The following is a 15,359-nucleotide window of genomic DNA, read 5'->3' on the forward strand; positions in this document are numbered from 1 at the left end:
CGCGGGGAGGCCCCGCGCCGCGTTCTCGTATCGCTCAGCGACTCCGTATCACTTGTTGACGGAGAAGCCCTGCTGGTCGCCGTACTCGACGAGCTGGTCCTGCCAGTCCATCAGTCCGCTGCCGATGTCCTCGTGGTTGACGAAGGACTGACCGACGGTGTCCGGGAAGACGCTGTTGGCGTAGACCTGGAAGGGCAGGTACTGCCAGCCCGTGCTGACGGTGCGGGACGCTTCGACGAGGATCTCGTTGATCGCCTGCCCGCCGAAGTACTCGGGGGTCTGCGCCAGGAACTCGTCCGACTCGAGGTCGGCGACGGTCGCGGGGAAGCCGCCGGACTGGAGGAAGATGTCGATGCTCTCGTCGTCCGAGTTCAGCCACCGCACGAACGCAGCGGCCAGAGCCTTGTTCTCGCTCTGCTCGAGCACGACCTGTCCGCCGCCGCCGTTCTCCGAGTTGCCGCCCGTGCTGCCGCCGTCGGCGGTGGGCAGGGCTGCGGCGCGCCAGTCGCCCGCGGCCTCGGGCACGGAGGACTCCAGCACGCCGGGCATCCAGGCCCCGCTGAGGAGCGTGGCGATGGTGCCGTCGCCGAGTGCGCGGTACCACTCGTCGCTCCAGCTCGGGATGTCCGGCAAGAGCTCGCCCTCGGTCAGGCGGGACCAGTTCGCGGCGAAGGCCTGAGAGCCCTCGTCCTCGAGGTCGACGGAGATCGTCGTGCCGTCGTCCGCGACCTCGAACGGGCGGCCGCCGGCCTGCCAGATCATGCTCGTCGCGAAGCCGGGGTCGCTGGTGTCGCCGGCGATGTAGGCGTCGGGGTTCGCTGTGTGCAGCTTCTGTCCGGCGGCGTAGTACTCGTCCCAGGTAGTGGGGACCTCGATGCCGTACTGGTCGAAGACGGCCTGGTTGTAGAACATGGCCATGGGGCCGGAGTCCTGCGGCAGGCCGTACAGGCCGCCACCGATGCTGACCGAGCTCCAGGGACCGGTACTGTACAGATCCTCGAGGTCGGCGAGGCCGTACGGAGTCAGGTCGACGAAGGAGTCGGCCAGCGCGAACTGCGGGATGGCGAAGTACTCGACCTGGGCGACGTCGGGCGCGCCGGAGCCGGCGGTGATCGCGTTCTGCAGCTGCGTGTACTCGGTCGTGCCGGTGCCGACGTTCACGACGTTCACATCGACGTTCGGGTAGGCCTTCTCGAACGCGGCGACCTGCGCCTCGGCGGACGGAGTCCATGTCCAGTAGGTCAGGGCGCCGCCCTCTTCGAGGGCCGCGTCCAGGTCGGCCGCATCGGCGTCCGAGTTCGTCGCGCCGCCGGCGGCGGAGCAGCCGGAGAGCACCAGGCCGAGGGTGAGCGCGGCGCCCGCCAGGGTGCCGAAGCGGCCGAGACGCCGCCTGCTGGTGGAGTGAGTCATGGGAGTTCCTTTCGAGTGACTTCGTTGTACGGGAAGGGAGGGGAGGAAGGAGGTGCGGAGGTTCACTGCTTGACGCTTCCGGCGGTCAGACCCGACTGCCAGTAGCGCTGCAGGAACAGGAACGCGATGACGATCGGGACGATCGTGAGCAGCGAGCCGGTGATCACGAGGTTGTAGATCGGCTGGGCTCCGACGCCGGTCGCCTGCGCGCTCCACTGGCTGAGGCCGACCGTGAGCGGATACCAGGTCGGCTCGCTGAGCATGATGAGCGGCAGGAAGTAGTTGTTCCAGGTGGCGACGACGGTGAGGAGGACGACCGTGACGATGCCCGGGGAGAGCAGTCGCAGCGAGATGGTGAAGAAAGTGCGGAACTCGCTCGACCCGTCCATGCGTGCCGCCTCGAGCAGCTCGGTCGGGACGGCCTCGGTGGCGAAGCTCCAGATGAGGTAGAGCGCGAAGGGGCTCACGAGCGAGGGCAGGATGACCGCCCAGGGCGTGTTCGTCAGTCCCACCTGGCTGAACATCAGGAAGGTCGGCACGGCCAGAGCGGTCCCGGGCACCGCCACCGCCCCGAGGATCAGGGCGAAGACGCCCCGCTTCCCGGGGAAGTCGAACTTGGCGAGTCCGTAGCCGGCGACCGTGGCGAGGAGTGTCGCTCCGCCCGCTCCGACGACGACGTAGAGCAGGGTGTTGGCGAACCACTGCAGGAACACGCCGTCGCGGTAGGTGAGTGTCTCGTAGATGTTCTGGAAGAGCGCGAACTCGCCGCCGAAGCCGAGGCCGAAGGTGGAGAGCAGATCGCTCTGGCTCTTGGTCGCGTTGATGAGGAGCCAGACCAGCGGGACCACTGAGTACACGACGAAGACGACCATCATGACGGCGAGCAGGATCGAGCGGCGCGGGCGTCGAGCGCGGGGGCTGGTGCGTGCATAGGAGACGGTCATCTCAGCGCACCTCGGAGCGCTGTCCGCGCAGCTGCACGATGTAGGCGATAACGGCGGTCAGGAGCCCCATGACGATCGCCACCGTGGCCGAGTAGTTGTACTGCTGGCCTGCGAAGGAGAGGTTGTAGGCGTACATGTTCGGGGTGAAGTAGGTGGAGATCACGTTGGGGGCCAGCACTTTCAGGAGGTTCGGTTCGTTGAAGAGCTGGAAGCTGCCGATGATCGAGAAGATGGTGGCGATCACGACCGCGCTGCGGATGGCCGGCAGCTTGATGCTCCACACCACTCGCAGGCCGCCCGCTCCGTCGAGGTCCGCCGCCTCGTAGATGTCGGCGGGGATGACCTTCAGTGCCGCGTAGAAGATGAGCATGTTGTAGCCCAGGAACTCCCAGGTGACGATGTTGCCGATCGAGCCCAGCACCCACTCCGAGCTGAACGGCTGCAGGATCTCCGCGCCGAGCAGATCGTTGACGCTGCCCGTGAGGCCGAACTGGTTGCCGTAGAGGAAGCCCCAGATCAGTGCTGCCACGACGCCGGGAACCGCGTAGGGCAGGAACAGCAGGATCCGGAACGCGCCTCGGCCGACCAGGTGGGCGCTGTCGATGGCGAGAGCGGCGACGAGGGAGAGCACCAGCATCACCGGAACCTGCACGACGAGGAACAGCGTGACGCGGCCCAGCGACTCCCAGAAGCGCGGGTCCTGCAGGAGGAGGACGTAGTTCTCCACTCCCACGAACGCGTTGCCGCCGACCAGCTGCTGGCGGAACAGGCTGAGGTAGATCGCGTAGACCACCGGCGCGACCAGGACCGCCAGGAACACGAGCATGAACGGGCCGATGAACCCCCAGCCCCGCCAGTCGCGGCGGGCGCGGCGGGCGCTCACCGGTCGGGCTGTCGTCAGGGACACCATCGTCGCTCCTCAGTCGTTGAGATTTTTGGTCACGTGACCATCCGGGTCCGGACTCTAGCATGGAGCCATGAGCAACGAGAAGGATCCCCGTGCGACGCCTCCTCCCGCGGCCCCGGTGCGCGCGGACGACCAGGATGTCTGAGGCGCACCGTCCCGGTGCGACGAGGCACAAGGGACCGTCTCAGAGCGACGTCGCCGAGCGGGCGGGGGTGTCGAAGCAGACGGTCTCGCGCGTCGCGAACGGGGCGCCCGAGGTCGACTCCTTCACCCGGGAGAAGGTCCTCCTGAGCATGACCGAGCTCGGCTACCGGCCCAATCGCGCGGCCCGCGCGCTCCGATCGGGCCGGTACCGGAACATCGGCGTGGTGCTCTCGACCCTCTCCTCGTTCGGCAACCGCCGAACCCTCGAGGCGATTTCCGCAGAGGCCAACCGGGCCGGGTACTCTCTCACGCTCATCACCGTGGACGTCTCCAGCCGGGACGAGACGAGCAACGCCTTCTCGGTGCTCGCCGACCAGGCCCTGGACGGCATCATCATCGTGCTCGAGCAGTTCCACTACCGAGACAACCCGGACGTGCACCTCCCGCCAGGCGTTCCCGTCGTCTCCCTGGACGCCAGCCGGGAGACCAGCCATCCCGTGGTCGACTCCGACCAGAGGCACGGCGCACTGCTCGCCACCCAGCATCTACTCGACCTCGGGCACGACACGGTCTGGCACGTCAGCGGACCGAGCGACAGCTTCGCGGCTCTGCGACGGGAGGCCGCCTGGCGGGAGGCGCTGCGTGAGCGCGGCATCGAACCGCCGGCCACCCTCGCCGGCGACTGGTCGACCGGATCGGGGTACCGCGCCGGAGTCACGCTGAGAGAGCGGGATGACGTCACCGCAGTGTTCGCCGCCAACGACCAGATGGCGCTAGGAGTCCTCCTCGCCTACCACGAGGCGGACATCCCCGTGCCCGGCCGGGTCAGCGTCGTGGGGTTCGATGACATCGAGGAGGCCGAGGCCTTCTGGCCCCCTCTGACGACGGTCCGCCAGAAATTGATGGAGGTCGGCCGTGTGAGCGTTCGGACACTCGTCGCGGTCATCGAGGGCCGCGAGGCCGTGGATGCTCGAACGACGGTCTCAACCGAACTGATCGTGCGGCGAAGCACGTCGTCCCCTCCTCCGCGAAATGGCAACGCGACCGATCATCGGGGTGGATGAAGCCGTCGGAGCGGCGATTCGAGGTCGACGGCAGGCGGCCGATCGGCGAGTGACGCGAGATGAGCACACGGCTCATCCGAAGATCCGCGGTGCGGCTGGGTGTGGACCGAGCCGAAGCGCTGGCTTGCGTGGACTCGCTGACCAGCGCGCGCCGTCCGGCTCGGCGGCGATCACGAGGGTGCAGTGGTTGGTCGAGGGGATGTGCACGAGCGCGAACCGACGCCCGTGCGAGAAGCTGCCGGTGGGCGGGGGCGTCCTGGTGGTCTCCTGCCCGGACGCGGACAGCGACAGTGCGGATCGGCTCAGCATGCTCTCCGCCTGGGACGGCAGCGCGTCCGGATCCGCGGTGGGCGAACGCGGGTGAAGACGCTGAGGGGGGACGACCTGCGCGCCGTCGCCCGATCCCTCTGCTGCGCCGCCTGCGTCGGCGATCAGTCCGCGGCTGCTGCGCCGAGCGCCGCCTGCACCGCGCGGATGCTCGATCCGAGCACACCCGAGGTCAGGAGTCCCGGACCGAGCGGGCCGGACGGGTCCTCACCGAGGAGCGGCAGGGTCCGCAGCGCCGCCCGCACCTGCCCGCTCATGTGCCCCAGCTGCCACCGGATCTCGGCCTCGCCGCCCTCCCGCGTCGAGGCCAGCCCGACCGCCTTCACTGCGTAGGCGGCGGCGCCGAGCGCGTGAGCTCCCATGTGGGCGACGCCGGACGCCTGTCCCGCCGACCGCGCCGCAGCCTTCGCCGCCGGAGAGATCGCCGACTGCGCCGCACGACCCGCGACGAAGCGGAGCCGGATCTCCCCCGCCGCGTCCGACTCGCCCCGCGAGAAGGCTCGGGCGCGGGCGATGCCGTCCCGTGCCCGGACGTCGTCGGGGGCCTCGGCCTCGAAAAGGGGGAGCACCCTCTCCGCGCAGTCGGCGGCCCACGCGGCGACGAGGCGACGATCGGCTTCGGACAACGACTGCGGGGACATGCCAGCACTCTCGCAGACGGCTCGAGCGTCCGTCCGTCCGGAGCCGCCCGTGGCCGCGGTCGTCGGGGCGGATGTGCCGGTAGTTCCCGCTCATCGGCGCCCGACCCGCGGAGGGGCTCGCTGCTAGAGCACGTCGGCGATCGCGGCGAACGTCCTCTCCGGGTCCTCGAGCTGCATGTCGTGGTGCACGCCCGAGAGCCGGCGCACCTGCCAGCCCCGCTGCTCGAGCCGCGCGGCCAGGGCGTCGGGCAGCACCGCCGGCGACTGGTCGGAGAGCACGATCGTCGACGGGACCGCCGGCGCCTCGACCGGGACCGGGTGGAAGGCGACGTCCCGGAACACGCCGACGGCCATCCGCGCGTCGAACCTCTTCTTCGCGTCGTCGAGCAGCGCGCGGATCTCCGGGCTGTAGGCGGCGCGGACCGCGGCGCTCGCCCGCGCCTGCCCGAGCTGGGCGACGCCGAGCGACAGCAGCGGTGCCGCCCAGAACAGCCGTCCGCGCAGGCCGCTCGTGGGGAGCGACAGGGCGAACCCGGGATCGAGGTAGACGGCCCGGCCGGGCGCGAGTCCGGCGACGGCACGCTGCAGCACCGCGCCGCCGAGCGAGTGGCCGACCACGCTGTGGAGCCCTGCCGGCAGCGTCTCGACCAGATCGGCGGCCATGTCGTCGATCCGGTACGACTCCGCCCGGGCGCTCGCGCCGTGCCCGCGCAGGTCGACGGCCGTGACCGTGTAGCGGCCGGTCGCGCCGAGCCGCTCGACGAACGGCCCCCAGGTCGCCGCCGACGCACCGAGCCCGTGCACCAGCCCGACGTGTCGCGGTCCGGATCCGGTGGTGATCGTCTGCAGGAGCATCCCCTGATCCTGCCCGAGACGGCGGTGCCGAGTGCAGGGAGAGACGAGGCCGACCGGGACCGCGGGCCGGGCCGACGGGGACGCTCGAGCGCCTCCGCTCACTCGTCGTCGTCGACGAACGGTGGGAACGGTCCGATGTCGCCGGTGGGGAGGTTCCCGTAGTAGCTCGGCACCCAGGCCTCCTCGGGGACCCGCCCGACCACCGGCGACACGATGACGACGTGATCGAGGAACTCCTGCTCCCACACGAGGCAGTCCCGGTAGACCCGCGCAGCGGCCCCTCCACGTTACGGGCCGGCAGCTCCCTCGCGTGGACGGGGAGGAAGAGCGCGTTGACCGGCGTCATCGTGATCGTGTGGTCGATGTGGGGCTGCTCCGCCTCGACCTTGTCGAGCATCGCGTCGACGAGCTGCTGAACGCCGTTGCTCACCGTGTCCTCGCTTCCTCGTCCGGGGCCCTCCGCGTCCGCGAGGCCGGCTCGCGACGACCGTACCCATCCCGCGCCGCCCGGCTGAAGCCCGTGGCGCAAGCATCGGGGGCCGCGTCGCGAACCGCTCGGACGGCGTCGACGGGCGACCGGAGGACCGGGCCGGTCGACTGCGCACCCAGCGCCAATCCTCCTCCGGAATGCCCACCGGACAGGGGCCTTCACAGGGGGTCCGCCCGGGTGCGGTCCGGGCCTACGCTCGCCCCATGCATCTCCGCACTGTCGCGATGAGGCCTGGCGCCGCCGCTCTCGGGCCGGTCGGCGCGCCCCCACGGACCGCGCTGGACGACGTGCTCGCCCACCTGGTCGCGGCGCTCGCGATCGGATCCGGCCTGCTGCTGGTACCGGTGGGCGTCGGCGGAGTGCCGCTGCTCGCCACAGGATCGACCGGAGCGAGCGCCTTCGAGGCGTGGGCGCTGATCCGGACGACGGTGGCCCTGCAGATCGGCATCGCCGTGCTCGCGATCGGGCTCGGCGCCGTGGCGCGGACGCGCGGAGCCGCAGGGACACGAGCGGAGCGCTGGTGCGTGGTGGCCGCGGTGAGCGCCGCGATCGGCGTGGTCCTGCTGGTCGTGCCGCCGGTCTGAGGAGCCTCCGGAGAGCGACGACCACCGGCCCGTCGGAATCGCCGCGCCCGGCCGTGACCGAACCGTCACCTCGCGCCGCGCGGCGTGATCGGATCGTTGCAGGATCCGGCACAGGCTGAGGTTCCGCATAGGACACACTCGGCCACAGGGGGCGATCGTCCCCCGCTCATGGGGAAGCCGACCGCGATCAGCGGCTCGGAGAAAGCAGGAATCGTGCGTTCTGCGCGACGACGCCACGGCGTCACCATCATCACCACTGCGGCACTGCTGGGGGCGCTCGCGTTCCCGTCCGTCGCCCTGGCCACCGAGGTCGTCCCTGACGCCGCCTCGAGCCCCGCACCGGCCGAGCCGGCTCCCACCGCGGAGCCCACCGCCACTCCGGAGCCGACCGCGACTCCGGAGCCGACTCCGACCCCGGCGCCCACTCCGGCTCCGACCACCGCGCCCGTCGAGAGCGCGCAGTCGCCCCTGGCGATCGCCCTCGACCGCACCACCTACGAAGCGGGCTCGGCGTTCTCCGCGATCCCGTCGGCGGAGGGCTGGGCCGGCGGCCTGGACGTGTCCGGGACCGGTTTCCAGCCCGGCACCGTCGCCGTCGTCGTGCTCCGCGACGGCGACTCGGAGGAGGCCGTCACCACCAGCGTGATCACCGCCTCCGGCGAGCTCCGCCTCCAGGACTGGCTCCCCACCGACGCGGACGGCGTCGCGGTGGACCCCCACCTCCCGCTCCCCGGCGAGACGATCTCCGTCGTCGCGGAGGGACTCGACGCCTCGGGCGCCCGTATCGCCTCCGATGCCGTCGAGCTGACCGTGACGCAGCCCGACACGAGCGTCGTCTTCCAGAACCGGGAGGACGGCGGGGTGCTCCCGGCCGGTGCGGACATCCAGGTCGGTGAGTTCCGGATCTACGGCGTCGTCGCCTCGTTCCGCGGATTCGACCGCGGCGAGGACGTGTCCGTCACGCTCACCGCGCCCGACGGCAGCACCTCCGCCCTCGTGCCCCCCGCGCCGACCCCGCTCTCGGGCGAGGCCTTCGTCCTGCTCGACGCCGACACCATGGCGGACCAGCTGGGCACCTTCTCCGTCACCGCCACGGGAGAGACCAGCGGACGCTCCGTGACGTCGTCGCTGGAGCAGGTCCCCTCACGCACCGCGATCCGGATCTGGCCCCAGGGGGCTTCGCCCGAGCCCGCCCCGGCGGACGGACAGCCCACCAGCGGTGGCGCTCTCCTCGGCTTCGGCGCGGACGAGACCGTGTCGATCGGCGTCTTCTCGACCTCGGGTGCGCGCCAGACGCTCACGGGCGGCGGCTCGAGCCTCGAGGTCGGCGTCGACGCGCTCGGCTGGAGCCTGATCTCCCTCGGCCAGTACCCGCTGCAGGACCCGGCGAGCGAGATCTACTGCGTCATCGCCCGCGGCACGTCGAGCGGTCTCGTGGCGAGCACCTCCTACGACTACACCCTGACGGAGGAGGACCCGATCGCCGGAGAGGCCGACTGCTCCGCCGCGGTCGCCGCGGTCACGGCGCACCCTACCGGCACCGGGCCCGCAGTGCACCCGGCCGGCTCCGGACCCGCGGCGCAGGCGGGCGGCCACCGCCCCGTCCTCGCCTCGACCGGCGTCTCGACGACCGCGCCGCTCGCCCTGGCCGCCTTCGGCATCCTCGGCGGTCTCGCCCTGACGGTGCTCCGCCGCCGCCGCGCGTAGACGGCCGCGCACCGCGCACGACGAAGGCGCCCGGGCACACCGCCCGGGCGCCTTCGTCGTCGCGAGACCCGTCGGGTCAGTCGGACGGCACCGCGCAGGTCTCCTCCGCCGCGGTCTGGCCCGGAGCGTCGACGGCGACGGGAGCGGGATCCGTCGGAGCCGCGCCGCCCTCCGCGGGCGCCTCCTCCGCCGGAGCGTCGGATGCGAGGGTCACCGGCTGGTCGTTGAGGACGCGGCTCATGAGCTCGGCGCCGACCTCGGCGTTCGGCACGACCTTGCCCGGGTAGTCCGGGTCGTCGAGCGCCGGGTACTGCACGAACACCATCTTCGAGAGGTCGACGTCCTTCAGTGCGAGGGCGAGCGAGATCATCGTCGCCGGGCTCGTGAGCGACGTCGACAGGTGCACGTTCGACGAGGTCGCCTGCGCGAGTCCGTAGAGGGCGGGGATGTTCGAGAGGGTGTCGGCCGAGCGGACGGTGCGCATCAGCGAGGCCAGGTACTGCTGCTGCGACGAGATGCGGCTGAGGTCGCTCTGGTCGCCGACGCCGTGGCGGCTGCGGAGGAACGAGAGCGCCATCGACCCGGAGACGGTGGAGGTGCCGGCGGGCAGGTCGAGTCCCGAGTCGGTGTCGAGGATCGGACCGGTGAGGCAGATCGGGACGCCGCCGACGGCGTTGCTCATCTCGATGACGCCGTTGAAGGACACCCAGCCGGCGTAGGGCACCGTCAGGCCGGTGAACTGCTGCAGGGTGTCGTTGACGCAGGCGAGCCCGCCGTACTGGAACGCGGAGTTGAGCGGGACACCGGCGGCGGCCTCGGTGACGACGCCCGTCTCGGGGTCGGTGCAGGCGGGACGGTCCAGGATCAGGTCGCGCGGGAAGCTGATCACCGTCGCGCTGCGGTGGTCGGCCGAGACGTGGAGCAGGATGTTGACGTCGTTGAGCGTGTCGTCGCGGACGCCGAACGTGTCGCCCTGCGTGGCGTCGTTGTCGGTGCCGACCACCAGGACGTCGAAGCCGCCCTCGACCGCGCCCATCTGCACGTTCCCGGTGGGAGGAGCGACGCCCAGATCGACCGCGTTGTCGGCGACGTTCCGGCTGATGCTCACCGTCGCGATCGCCACGAGCGAGGTGGCGCTTACGGCGAGGACGCCGACCACCGCCGCGATCCCGACCACCACTGTCCGCACCCCGGACCGCCGCCGGAGCCGCCCGTGCCGCACCGCGCGCTCGTGAACCCTCATGCGCTCCCACCCCTCGCCCCGCCCGCCCGTTCGCGGACGCAGTCGCTCGCCAGTGTAGGCAGGCCCCCTCCGATGCGGCGCGGAACGGCCCTGCTACCGTCGTGCGCGCATCGAGGAGCGGAGGAGGAGCCGTGGAACGCCGAGTCGTCGATCCCGTCACGCAGATCGAGTGGATCGTCCCGCCGTTCGCGACCGAGGAGGACACCCTCGCCCGCGCGCGGGCCGATCGGGAGGGGCGGCTCGCCGACCTCCGCCTGTACCCGGACCACGGCGCGGAGTATCCGCTCTGGGCGGTCGACGGCCCGATCGACGATCCGGGTGCGATCGGCGTCCCGGAGGCCCTGCACGGACCGCTGCTCCGCTGGCAGGAGCTCTGGGCCGCCGGATGCGACGTGTTCGAGGGCTGGAGGAGCGCCGAGGCGGAGGAGCGCTGGCTCGCCCTCGGCCGGGAGCTGCACACCGAGCTCGAGGCCGCCCTCTGGCTGACGACCCGCGTGCTCGCCTGCTTCTGAGGACTGCTGCTCGGACATCCGCGGGAAAGCCGGCGCAACCCGTCCCCGGACCGGCCCCCGCGTGCCTACCCTGGACGGTGCGCTCTCCTCGTCTTCTGCAGCAGGTCGTCGGCAAGCTCGGCGGGCAGCGGCCCGCGGCCCCGGTGAGCCGTCGAGCGCAGCGCGCGCTCCTCGCCGAGCAGACGGTCCGCGGAGTGCTCGAGCTGGCCGTGCGGCTGGGCGAGACGCTGCTCTCGCTGGGGTCCGCGGCAGCCGAGGTGACCGAGACGATCCAGCGGGTGTGCCGCGCCTACGGCATCGAGTGCCAGGTCGACCTCACCTTCACGTCGATCCTGGTCGTGCACGACGGAGGCGACGACTCCCCCAGCGTGAGCGTGCTGCGCGTCGTCCCCTCCCGCAGCGCCGACTACGAGCGGCTCGCCCGCGTGACGGCGCTCGTCACCGCCATCACCGAGGGCTCGCCGGAGGTGCGGGTCGCCGACGCCGTCGACTCCGCCGAGGCCCGCGAGGAGGCCCGCCACCAGTTCGAGGCCGCGCACGACCGGCTCGACGCGATCCTCGTCCAGCCGCACCGCTACCGCCGCGGAGTCGTCACCCTCACGCTCGCGCTGATGGCCGCGGGCGTCGCGCTCCTGCTCGGGGGCGGACCCCTCGTCGTGCTCCTCGCCGCCGCGACGGCCGCCGCGATCGACCTGGTCAACCAGCTGCTCGCCCGCTGGGGCCTGCCCGCCTTCTTCCAGCAGATCGCGGGCGCCGCGCTGGCGACCGGAGTGGCGGTGGTGCTGCTCGCGGTCGTGCCGCGGCTGCCCGTGGAGCTGGCGGTTCTGCCGCCCGCGCTCGTCGTCGCGTCGGGGGTGGTCGTGCTCCTCGCCGGGCTCTCGTTCGTGGGAGCGGCGGACGACGCGATCAACGGGTTCCCGATCACGGCGGGCGGCCGACTGCTCGAGGTCGGGCTGCTGACGCTGGGCATCGTCGTCGGGATCGCTGTGGTGCTCGACGGCGCGCGCTCGCTCGGGGTCGAGCTGGTGCTGGTCGACTCCTACGCCCGCCCCTGGCCGGCCGCCGTGCAGGTGCTCGGCGCCGGGGTCGCGGCCGGCGCCTGGGCGCTCTCGTCGCACACCCCTCCGCGGCCCGCGCTCATCGCCGCCCTCACCGGAGCCGGCGCGTTCCTCGTCTCCGACTCGCTGACCACCTCGGGCTTCGCGCCGCTCATGGCCAACGCCCTCCCGGCGCTGGCGATCGGCCTGCTCGGCGAGATGCTGGCCGAGCGGATGCGGGTGCCCGCCGTGGTGACGACCGCGTGCGCGATCGTCCCCCTCCTGCCCGGCCTCACCCTCTACCGCGGCGTCCTCGGCCTCACCTCGAACGCCGGCCCGAGCGCCGGGATCGAGCTCCTGCTCCAGGCGGGCATGATCGCGCTGGGCCTCGCCGGCGGAGTCACGCTCGGCCGGATCGCCTACCGCCGCCTGCGCACCCCGATCGTGCGGGCGGTGGCGCCGGTCCGCGCCCGGACCCGCCGGGACCGCGGGATCGAGCAGGCCCTCGCCGCCGACGTCCTCTACCCCGACGGCGCCGAGGCCGGGCAGGCGGACACCGCACAGGACGCCACGGCGTCGGGCAGCGGATCCGGCCTCCCGGCGTCCGACCCGTCGGCGCCGGCCGCGGTCGACCCCCCACCGCTGTCCGACGAGTCGGCGCCGGCCGCCGAGGAGCCGTTCACCCGCACCGGGATCGTCCCGATCGTCAGCACGATCGGCGTGACGGAGCCGGTGCCGATCGTCACCGAGGAGGATCCGGCCGACCGGGGCTGACGACAGGGCCTGCTCCCGCGGTCGGCTCCTCGCCGCAGAGGGAGGCGCCGCGCCGGTCAGTCCGCGTGGCCCCGCACGACCGCGGTCCGGCGGGTGTCGATCACGATCACCGAGCCGAGCACGATCAGGGCGAGCGACACCGAGGCGAGCGTGTCGGTCAGCCAGTGGTAGCCGAGGTAGAGCCGGGCGACGATCTGGCCGGCGATCATCCCGAGCGAGAGCGCGAAGCCCCCGATCATCCAGCTCCGGGAGGAGCGGCGGGAGGCGAGGAGGAACGTGGTGATCAGGAAGAAGTCGCTCACGCCGGTGACGTGGCCGGAGGGGAACGAGAACGTGCCGTCGGGCCCGAGCAGCATGTACTCGACCGGCGGGCGCATCCGCATCACGAGGTGAGCGGCCAGCTGCACGCTGAGCATCCCGACGAGCATGCCGCCGGCCAGGAGGATCGGCCGCCAGAGGTGGCGGGCGAGGACGAACCAGAGCACGAGCACCGCCAGGATGATGACCGGCAGGTAGACCGGCCCGAAGACGGTGGCGAGCGCGTCCATCACGACCGTGCCCTCGGCGGAGCGCTTCTCGCGGAACCACTCGGCGACGACCGGATCGAGGACGGTGAGGCCGGTGCCGCTCGCGACCTGCGCGGTGAAGGCCGCGAAGAGGACGACGCCGACGCCGATGAGGCCGAAGCCGGCCCGGTCGAGGCCGCGGCGCGCCTCCGGGGCCATCACGCGCTCCTCCACGAGGAACCGCTGGTGGAAGCGGGCGCGGCGCGAGAGGGCGGGGTTGGTCATCCGCTCACCCTAGGGCTGCGGAGGCGCCGCCGACCGGGCCGATCGCTCAGCGTCCTGCCGCGTAGTGCGTCTGGATCTGCTCCGGCGTGAGGACCGTCGAGTACACCGCGGCGTAGCGCAGGCTGCCGCCGAAGTACGAGGAGCCGACGTTCGGCCACTGGCCGCCGAGGCTGTCGTACCCGATCTTCCAGGTGCCCGTCGTGTTCTCGGCCGTCCGGTAGGTGCTGTTGGAGGCGACCTTCACGCCGTCGACCCAGAGCGCGATGCCCGCCGTCGGCGAGAGCGTGGAGACGACGTGGTGCCAGAGCCCGTCGTTGACGGCTCGGGTGCTCGTGATGGTCTGCGCGGCGCCGTTGTAGACGCCGAAGACGAGCTTGCCGTCGGCGCCGATGTAGGTGTGGCGGTCGTACTGGCCGCCGGGAGCGGTGGCGCCCGCGCTGAAGCTGAAGAGCTTGCCGCCGGCGTTCGTGGTCTTGAACCAGATCTCGGTGCTGAAGGTGCCGGGGTTCCTGATCTCCAGCGGCGTGCTCAGGTACTGGTTCGTGCCGTTCGGCGTCCAGGAGCCGCCCGCGTCGCGCGGGCAGGCCTTGGGCGTCGCGGCGGAGCTGACCATCGCGGTCGGGAAGAGGCCGGTGGAGCGGTAGGTGCCCGGGTACTGGCCGGAGTCCGTGTCGGGCGCGGTCGTCGATCCGCTCGGCTGCGCGAGCGTGTAGGAGAAGAGCGCGGCCCCGCGGTCGGCGGCGAGGGCGCCGTCGCAGGTGAAGAACGCGGCGGCGCTGCCGACCGTGTTGGTCGAGTTCAGGATCGAGGCGGTGTACGCGCCGGAGGTGGCCGGGGCGGTGAGCAGCACGGCGGCCAGGGCGGCGGCGGCGAGGGCGGCGACGACAGACCTCGGGCGGGCGAGGAGGGTGCGCAGCCGCGCGGCCGGTGAGGCGGCGGAGAGGCGGTGCCGGCTCATGCCGTCTCCTCCTCGCGGGCGGCGCGGCGGCCGCGCTCGGCGGTCCGCTCCGGCTCGCCGGGGAGGCCGACGAAGACCGTGTAGAGCACCGGGATCGCGCAGAGCAGGACGAAGAGGACCCAGCCCCAGAACGGCAGGTGCAGAGCGGAGGAGAGGGCGTAGGCGTCTCCGTCGTGCGCCGGGATCTGCAGGCGGCCGACCTGTCCGGAGACCAGGTCGACGGGGTCGGCGCCCTCGGCGCTCACGCGGATGGGGAGGACGCCCGTCGAGACGAGCGTGGCGTTCGTCGTGCCGCTGTCGACGGTGGCCTCGAGGACGACGATGCCGACCAGCGGGCGGAGCACGAAGACGGTGACGGACGCGACGAGCGAGAGGCCGAGGATCCGCATCGACGCCCGCTGGGTGGGCGAGGCGATGAAGCGGGTGAGCAGCTGCACGAGGACGGCGCCGATGATCAGCAGCGGCAGGCCGCGCACGAGCCAGCCGAGCACCGGCAGCGCCGTGGTGACGACTCCGATGAGCTGGTCCTGGCCGGTGGCCCACGGATCGACGGCTCCGTTGATGTCGCCCTGGGTGCGGAGCGTGCCGTCGTCGGCGATCTCGACGACCCGGTGGGTGTAGGTCTCGTCGGGCGTGGTGGTGGGGTGGAAGCTGACCGCGTCGCCGACCCGGACGTCCTCGAGGGCCGTCGGCTCGGTGAGGACGAGGGTGCCGACCGGGGCGGCCGTGCCCATGGAGGGCGTCTGCACGATGAACCAGCGTCCGCCGGACGCGTGGAACAGGAGCGCCGCCGCGACCAGGACGGCCAGCAGAGCGGTCGTCGTCCCGATCAGGGCGGTGCGGAGGAGCTGTCTCTTCTACACATCTGGCGCCGCCGCCGACAGCTTGCCTATCTCGGCGCGGATGCCCGCGACGCCCTTGTCGACCCGCTCCTGGTCGAGGTCGGTGATGACCACCGGCACCTGGAGGCG

The 15,359-nt window shown here is 72.1% G+C and carries 15 protein-coding genes; 5 read left to right on the plus strand and 10 right to left on the minus strand.

Going from position 1 to position 15,359, the window contains the following annotated elements; translation table 11 throughout:
• Positions 1 to 48: 48 nt before the first annotated feature.
• From C5C63_RS10485 to C5C63_RS10495, 3 genes are all read right to left on the minus strand, one after another.
• A complete protein-coding gene (locus C5C63_RS10485) occupies positions 49 to 1,410 on the minus strand; it encodes an ABC transporter substrate-binding protein (RefSeq protein WP_104326015.1) in 1,362 nt (453 codons plus the stop codon).
• A gap of 62 nt (positions 1,411 to 1,472) precedes the next feature.
• Entirely contained in the window at positions 1,473 to 2,354 is an 882-nt protein-coding gene (locus C5C63_RS10490) for a carbohydrate ABC transporter permease (protein WP_104223309.1), read from the minus strand.
• 1 nt (position 2,355) lies between these two features.
• Positions 2,356 to 3,264 carry a carbohydrate ABC transporter permease gene (locus C5C63_RS10495; RefSeq protein WP_104223310.1) on the minus strand — a complete coding sequence of 303 codons (909 nt, stop codon included), beginning with the start codon at positions 3,262 to 3,264 and terminating at the stop codon, positions 2,356 to 2,358.
• Positions 3,265 to 3,398: 134 nt separating this feature from the next.
• On the opposite strand from C5C63_RS10495, the gene C5C63_RS10500 reads away from it, so the two are divergent.
• Positions 3,399 to 4,469, plus strand: a complete 1,071-nt coding sequence (locus C5C63_RS10500; RefSeq protein ID WP_104223311.1) for a LacI family DNA-binding transcriptional regulator — start codon at positions 3,399 to 3,401, stop codon at positions 4,467 to 4,469.
• Positions 4,470 to 4,900: 431 nt separating this feature from the next.
• On the opposite strand, the gene C5C63_RS10510 is transcribed toward C5C63_RS10500, so the two are convergent.
• The 3 genes from C5C63_RS10510 to C5C63_RS17035 form a co-directional block, all read right to left on the minus strand.
• Positions 4,901 to 5,437 carry a putative immunity protein gene (locus tag C5C63_RS10510; protein WP_104238872.1) on the minus strand — a complete coding sequence of 179 codons (537 nt, stop codon included), beginning with the start codon at positions 5,435 to 5,437 and terminating at the stop codon, positions 4,901 to 4,903.
• 123 nt (positions 5,438 to 5,560) lie between these two features.
• Complete coding sequence (locus tag C5C63_RS10515) at positions 5,561 to 6,292, minus strand: alpha/beta fold hydrolase (protein ID WP_104326017.1); 732 nt, start codon at positions 6,290 to 6,292, stop codon at positions 5,561 to 5,563.
• A 98-nt stretch (positions 6,293 to 6,390) separates the two neighbouring features.
• Positions 6,391 to 6,540 (minus strand): hypothetical protein, encoded by a 150-nt coding sequence (locus C5C63_RS17035; protein ID WP_181110597.1) that lies wholly within the window; start codon positions 6,538 to 6,540, stop codon positions 6,391 to 6,393.
• A gap of 445 nt (positions 6,541 to 6,985) precedes the next feature.
• Between C5C63_RS17035 and C5C63_RS10520 the strand changes: the two genes are divergently transcribed.
• On the plus strand, positions 6,986 to 7,366 hold the full coding sequence (locus tag C5C63_RS10520) for a hypothetical protein (protein WP_146086379.1): 381 nt from the start codon (positions 6,986 to 6,988) through the stop codon (positions 7,364 to 7,366).
• Between the two features lie 213 nt (positions 7,367 to 7,579).
• A complete protein-coding gene (locus C5C63_RS10525; protein WP_181110598.1) occupies positions 7,580 to 9,073 on the plus strand; it encodes an LPXTG cell wall anchor domain-containing protein in 1,494 nt (497 codons plus the stop codon).
• Between the two features lie 76 nt (positions 9,074 to 9,149).
• Here C5C63_RS10525 and C5C63_RS10530 read toward each other — a convergent pair whose 3' ends face one another.
• Positions 9,150 to 10,316, minus strand: a complete 1,167-nt coding sequence (locus tag C5C63_RS10530) for an LCP family protein (protein ID WP_146086380.1) — start codon at positions 10,314 to 10,316, stop codon at positions 9,150 to 9,152.
• Positions 10,317 to 10,447: 131 nt separating this feature from the next.
• On the opposite strand from C5C63_RS10530, the gene C5C63_RS17040 reads away from it, so the two are divergent.
• Both C5C63_RS17040 and C5C63_RS10540 read left to right on the plus strand, forming a co-directional pair.
• Positions 10,448 to 10,828 carry a hypothetical protein gene (locus tag C5C63_RS17040; protein ID WP_181110599.1) on the plus strand — a complete coding sequence of 127 codons (381 nt, stop codon included), beginning with the start codon at positions 10,448 to 10,450 and terminating at the stop codon, positions 10,826 to 10,828.
• Positions 10,829 to 10,905: 77 nt separating this feature from the next.
• Entirely contained in the window at positions 10,906 to 12,639 is a 1,734-nt protein-coding gene (locus C5C63_RS10540) for a threonine/serine exporter ThrE family protein (RefSeq protein WP_181110600.1), read from the plus strand.
• A 56-nt stretch (positions 12,640 to 12,695) separates the two neighbouring features.
• Here the strand turns inward: C5C63_RS10540 and C5C63_RS10545 are convergent, their stop codons facing one another.
• The 3 genes from C5C63_RS10545 to C5C63_RS10555 are packed head-to-tail and all read right to left on the minus strand — an operon-like array spanning position 12,696 to position 15,137.
• Positions 12,696 to 13,430 (minus strand): phosphatase PAP2 family protein, encoded by a 735-nt coding sequence (locus C5C63_RS10545; RefSeq protein WP_104326022.1) that lies wholly within the window; start codon positions 13,428 to 13,430, stop codon positions 12,696 to 12,698.
• Between the two features lie 46 nt (positions 13,431 to 13,476).
• Positions 13,477 to 14,388: a LamG domain-containing protein gene (locus C5C63_RS10550; RefSeq protein ID WP_104317083.1), complete on the minus strand. Its 912-nt coding sequence runs from the start codon at positions 14,386 to 14,388 to the stop codon at positions 13,477 to 13,479.
• Positions 14,385 to 15,137, minus strand: a complete 753-nt coding sequence (locus tag C5C63_RS10555; protein WP_146083081.1) for a S26 family signal peptidase — start codon at positions 15,135 to 15,137, stop codon at positions 14,385 to 14,387. Before C5C63_RS10555 ends, C5C63_RS10550 begins: the two co-directional genes overlap by 4 nt.
• Positions 15,138 to 15,359: the final 222 nt, after the last annotated feature.

Origin of the sequence: Rathayibacter sp. AY1B8 (assembly GCF_002932775.1) — a bacterium.
GTDB lineage: Bacteria > Actinomycetota > Actinomycetes > Actinomycetales > Microbacteriaceae > Rathayibacter.